We start from the raw sequence: 5,154 nt of genomic DNA on the forward strand, positions 1-5,154 counted from the left end.
GCAGGGGGGACCCTGTGGGAGAGTAGGACGCCGCCGAACAATCATTGTGAAGAACCCCCGTCCGGGATACGGACGGGGGTTCTTTGCGTTTCCGGGGGAATTCCGGGGACTTCCGGGCCGGCGTAACCGGACCGCTCCTCCGGGCCTCCGGCCCGGGGCCCCCGGCCGGCTCCGGGACCGTCAAAAAGCCGCTAAAACTGCCCGCGCAGGGGCTTGATCAGCGGAAATCCGCAGCTCGCGCCGTAGTCTCGAAGGTGAGGGGAACAGGTGTCCGGGGTGGTCCCCGGGCCGGGCCGGATCAAGAATGGTGCACATGGGACGCGGCAGGCTACGGATCTACCTCGGGGCGGCGCCCGGGGTCGGCAAGACGTACGCCATGCTCGCCGAGGCGCATCGGCGGTCCGAGCGTGGGACGGACGTCGTGGTGGCGTTCGTCGAGGACCACGGGCGGCAGCACACGGCACGGCAGGCCGTAGGCCTCGAGGTGGTGCCCCGGCGGGACCTCGCGCACCGCGGGGCCGCGTTCACGGAGATGGACCTGGACGCGGTCCTGGCACGCCGGCCGCAGGTGGCGCTGGTGGACGAGCTCGCGCACACCAACGTGCCGGGCTGCCGCAACGCGAAGCGCTGGCAGGACGTCGAGGAACTGCTCGCGGCCGGCATCGACGTCGTCTCGACCGTCAACATCCAGCACCTGGAATCGCTCGGCGACGTCGTCGAGGGCATCACCGGGGTGCGGCAGCGCGAGACCCTGCCGGACGAGGTGGTCCGCCGGGCCGACCAGATCGAGCTGGTCGACATGTCGCCGCAGGCCCTGCGCCGCCGCCTCGCACACGGCAACGTGTACGCGCCGGAGAAGATCGACGCCTCGCTGGCCAACTACTTCCGGCCCGGCAATCTGACCGCGCTGCGCGAGCTGGCGCTGTTGTGGACGGCCGACCGGGTGGACGAGTACCTCCAGAAGTACCGGGCCGAGCAGGGCATCGAGGGCACCTGGCAGGCCCGCGAGCGAATCGTGGTCGGCCTGACCGGCGGACCGGAGGGGGCGACCCTGATCCGCCGGGCGGCCCGGATCGCCGCCCGCGGTTCGGGCGGGGAGCTGCTGGCCGTCCACCTCTCCCGCTCGGACGGCCTGGCCGGCTCGGGCTCGGGGTCGTCTCAGGCGCTGATCGAACAGCGGGCACTGGTGGAGAGCCTCGGCGGCTCGTACCACGCGGTGCTCGGCGACGACCCCGCCGCCGGGCTGCTCGACTTCGCACGCGGGGTGAACGCCACCCAGATCGTGCTCGGCACCAGCCGCCGGCCGACCTGGCAGTACCTCTACGGTCCGGGCGTGGGGACCACGGTGACCCGCGCCGCGGGGGACATCGACGTCCACATCGTCACGCACGAGCAGGCCGCGAAGGGCCGCGGGCGGATTCCGATCCGCAGGGTCACGGACCTGGGCAGGACCCGCGCGGTCGCGGGCTGGCTGATCGGTGTGGCCGGGCCGCCGCTGCTGGCGCTGGTGCTGACGAACGTCGAGGGCCCGGGCCTCTCGACCGACATGCTGCTCTTCCTGTCGCTGACGGTCTGCGCGGCGCTGGTGGGCGGGTTGTACCCGGCGATCGCCTCGGCGCTGGTCGGCTCCTCGGCGCTCAACTACTACTTCGCACCGCCGATCCACACCTTCACCATCTCCGAGCCGCAGAACATCATGGCGGTGGCGATATTCACCGCCGTCGGCATCGCGGTGGCCTCGGTGGTCGACCTGGCGGCCCGGCGCACCCATCAGGCGGCCCGCAGCCAGACCGAGGCACAGACGCTCGGGGCACTGGCCGGCACGGTCCTGCGCGGCGCGCCGAGCGGGGACGGGGTGCTGACCGCGTTGCTGGAGCAGGTCCGGGAGACCTTCCAGCAGGAGTCGGCGGCGTTCCTGGAACGGGTGGACCCGGTCGGACCGTGGCAGCCTCTGGCGACGGCCGGCCCCCACCCGCCGGAGCGGCCGGAGTCCGCCGACGTGGACGTGCCGGTCGGCGACACGCTGGCGCTGGCCCTGTGCGGCCGGGTCCTGCCTGCCGAGGACCGGCGACTGCTCGGCGCGTTCGCCGCCCAGGCCGCCGTGGTCCTGGAGCGTCGCCGACTGGCCGGCGAGGCCGCCGCCGCCCGTCGTGAGGCCGAGGGGAACCGGATCCGGACCGCACTGCTGGCCGCCGTCTCGCACGACCTCCGTACGCCGCTCGCCGGCATCAAGGCCTCGGTCAGCTCCCTCCGCTCGGCGGACGTTGAGTGGGACGAGGAGGACGAGGCCGAGCTGCTGGCCGGTATCGAGGCCGGGGCCGACCGGCTCGACCATCTGATCAACAACCTGCTCGACATGAGCCGGCTGCAGACCGGAACGGTCACCCCGCTGATCCAGGACACCGACCTGGACGAGGTGGTGCCGTTCGCGCTCGGCGGCGTGCCGCCGGGGGCCGTCCGGCTGGACGTCCCGGAGACCCTGCCGATGATCCGGGCCGACGGGGGGCTGCTGGAGCGCTCGCTCGCCAACCTGATCGAGAACGCCGTCAAGTACAGCCCGGCCGGGACGAAGGTGCTGGTCAAGGCCGATGCGCTGCACCCGGCAGGCGGCCGGGGCCGGGTCGAGCTGCGGATCGTCGACCGGGGACCGGGAGTGCCGGAGGACGCCAAGGAGCGGATCTTCGCACCGTTCCAGCGGTACGGGGACGCGCCGCGCGGCGCCGGAGTGGGCCTCGGGCTGGCCGTGGCGCGGGGCTTCGTCGAGGCGATGGACGGCACCGTGACCGCCGAGGACACCCCGGGGGGCGGACTGACCATGGTCGTCACGCTGCCCGCCGTCGACCGCCTGTCCGTGCCGTCCGTGCCGTCCGAACTCGCCGAACCGCCCGTGCCGCCCCGGCCCTCCGCGTCGGACGAGCCGCCCGGGTCGGACGGACCGGCCGAGCCGGCCGTCAACCCGGCCCCCGCGTGATCACTCCTGCCACACATGACCACTTCCGATCCGACTGCCCCGAAAGGCGGAGCCCGCATGACCCGGGTCCTCGTCGTGGACGACGAACCGCAGATCGTCCGCGCGCTGGTGATCAACCTCAAGGCCCGCAAGTACGAGGTCGACGCGGCACATGACGGCGCGAGCGCCCTGGAACTGGCCGCCGCCCGTCACCCCGACGTCGTCGTCCTCGACCTCGGCCTGCCCGACATGGACGGCGTCGAGGTGATCAGGGGGCTGCGGGGCTGGACCCGTGTGCCGATCATCGTGCTCTCCGCCCGGCACGCCTCCGACGAGAAGGTCGAGGCCCTGGACGCGGGCGCCGACGACTACGTCACCAAGCCCTTCGGCATGGACGAGCTCCTCGCCCGGATGCGCGCGGCCGTCCGCCGGGCCGAGCCGGTCGCCGGGGAGGACGACTCCCTGGTGGTCACCGACAGCTTCACCGTCGACCTCGCGGCGAAGAAGGTGAACCGGGACGGCGCAGACGTCCGCCTCACCCCGACCGAGTGGCATCTGCTGGAGGTGCTGGTCCGCCATGCCGGCCGGCTGGTCAGCCAGACCCAGCTGCTCCAGGAGGTCTGGGGACCCGCCTACCGCACCGAGACCAACTACCTGCGGGTCTACCTCGCCCAGCTGCGGCGGAAGCTGGAGCGTGATCCCTCGCACCCGCGCCACTTCATCACCGAGCCGGGCATGGGCTACCGCTTCGAGAGCTGACCGGTGAGGTCGTGGCCCGAGCCCGGTCCCGAGCCCGGTCCCGAGCCGGGTCCGGACCGGGAGCCGAGGCCCGGCGGGCCCTCCCGGCCGTCAGGGCAGCCCCCGGGCAGCCCCGGGCCGGCTCCGGCGGCTTGCGCGACCTGCCGCCGAGGGCACGGAAACCGGTACCCTTCCGGCATGAGTGGTGACAACAGCAGCGGCCAGCCACAGGGGCGCTTCCGCCGCATGCTCAGTCGGCTGACCTCCTCCGCGGAGGAGCTGGAGGCCGAGGAGTTGCGCCAGGAGAGCGCCGCGGAGTCGGGCTGCACTCCGATCGCCAGCTGCGGGGACCGCCAACTGGTCACCGTGGCCGGCACCCTGCGTACCGTGACGCTCCGCCCGCGGGCCGGTGTGCCCGCCCTGGAGGCGGAGCTCTTCGACGGCACCGAGGCACTGGACGTGGTCTGGCTCGGGCGCCGCTCCATCACGGGTATCGAACCCGGTCGCCGGCTCGTCGCCAGCGGTCGGATCAGTCACGCGCGCGGGCGCCGGGTGCTCTTCAACCCCCGCTACGAGCTGCGTCCGGTCGGACACGGGAGCGAATGAGCGTGAGCAACCAGCCCGGCGGCGAGCCCGCCGCCCAGCTCGGCCTGGCCAAGATCGCGCCGGACGGCGACGACGAGGCGGCCCGCCAGGCGGCGGCCTCCCGGGAGGCCGCCGACACCGTGATGAAGGCGTTCGGCGGGGTCCGGGGCATGGTCGACATGACCCTGCCCGGCCTGGTCTTCATCATCACGTACAACATCACCCACAAGGTCCCGTCGGCCGCGTGGGCCGCGCTCGCCCTGAGCGGGCTCTTCGTGGTGGTCCGGCTGGCCAAGCGGGAGACCGTCCAGCACGCCTTCAGCGGGGTGTTCGGGGTCGCCATCGGCGCCTGGATCTCGATGAAGACCGGCAAGGCGGAGAACTTCTACCTGCCCGGCCTGCTCTGGAACGTCGGCTACTGCGTGGGCCTGGCGATCTCGGCGCTGGTCCGCTGGCCGCTGATCGGCCTGATGCTGGGCCCCGTCACCGGCGAGATGTTCACCTGGCGCAAGGAGAACCCGGGCCGGCTGGCCGCCTACGTCAAGGCCACCTGGGCGTGGGTGGTGATCATGGGCATCAAGCCGTTGATCCTCTTCCCGCTGTACTTCACGCACAACGTCAACCTGCTGGGCTGGCTCAAGGTCGCCCTGGGCATCCCGCCCCTGCTGCTGGCGATGTACGTGACCTGGCAGATCCTGCTGAAGGCGCCGCCGCCCATCAAGGCGCAACTGGACGACGAGGAGCCGGCCGCGCCGGCTGACCCGGTCGCCCGGGCGCACGACGCCCGGCCGCACGAGCCGTCGTCGCCGGGGCAGTAGCGCGCGGCGGCTGCCAGGACACCGCACGAACGTCGAGGGACCCGTACTCACCGAGTACGGGTC

The 5,154-nt window shown here is 72.8% G+C and carries 4 protein-coding genes; all 4 read left to right on the plus strand.

Features of this window, described 5'->3' with window-relative positions; translation table 11 throughout:
* Positions 1–313 precede the first annotated feature (313 nt).
* The 4 genes from ACFWOG_RS39355 (at position 314) to ACFWOG_RS39370 (ending at position 5,091) form a co-directional block, all read left to right on the plus strand.
* A complete protein-coding gene (locus ACFWOG_RS39355) occupies positions 314–2,971 on the plus strand; it encodes an ATP-binding protein (protein ID WP_380364423.1) in 2,658 nt (885 codons plus the stop codon).
* A 57-nt stretch (positions 2,972–3,028) separates the two neighbouring features.
* Positions 3,029–3,709: a response regulator gene (locus ACFWOG_RS39360; protein WP_329879912.1), complete on the plus strand. Its 681-nt coding sequence runs from the start codon at positions 3,029–3,031 to the stop codon at positions 3,707–3,709.
* 177 nt (positions 3,710–3,886) lie between these two features.
* Complete coding sequence (locus tag ACFWOG_RS39365; protein WP_329879913.1) at positions 3,887–4,294, plus strand: OB-fold nucleic acid binding domain-containing protein; 408 nt, start codon at positions 3,887–3,889, stop codon at positions 4,292–4,294.
* Positions 4,295–4,296: 2 nt separating this feature from the next.
* Complete coding sequence (locus ACFWOG_RS39370) at positions 4,297–5,091, plus strand: DUF3159 domain-containing protein (RefSeq protein WP_329951449.1); 795 nt, start codon at positions 4,297–4,299, stop codon at positions 5,089–5,091.
* The last annotated feature ends 63 nt before the right edge of the window (positions 5,092–5,154 follow it).

The sequence above is a fragment of the Kitasatospora sp. NPDC058406 genome, assembly GCF_042722765.1.
In the GTDB taxonomy this organism is placed as follows: domain Bacteria; phylum Actinomycetota; class Actinomycetes; order Streptomycetales; family Streptomycetaceae; genus Kitasatospora.

Coding starts and splice junctions, on each gene's coding strand:
- ACFWOG_RS39360 (WP_329879912.1), top strand. CDS start 3,029: ATGACCCGGGTCCTCGTCGTGGACGACGAACCGCAGATCGTCCGCGCG.
- ACFWOG_RS39365 (WP_329879913.1), top strand. CDS start 3,887: ATGAGTGGTGACAACAGCAGCGGCCAGCCACAGGGGCGCTTCCGCCGC.
- ACFWOG_RS39355 (WP_380364423.1), top strand. CDS start 314: ATGGGACGCGGCAGGCTACGGATCTACCTCGGGGCGGCGCCCGGGGTC.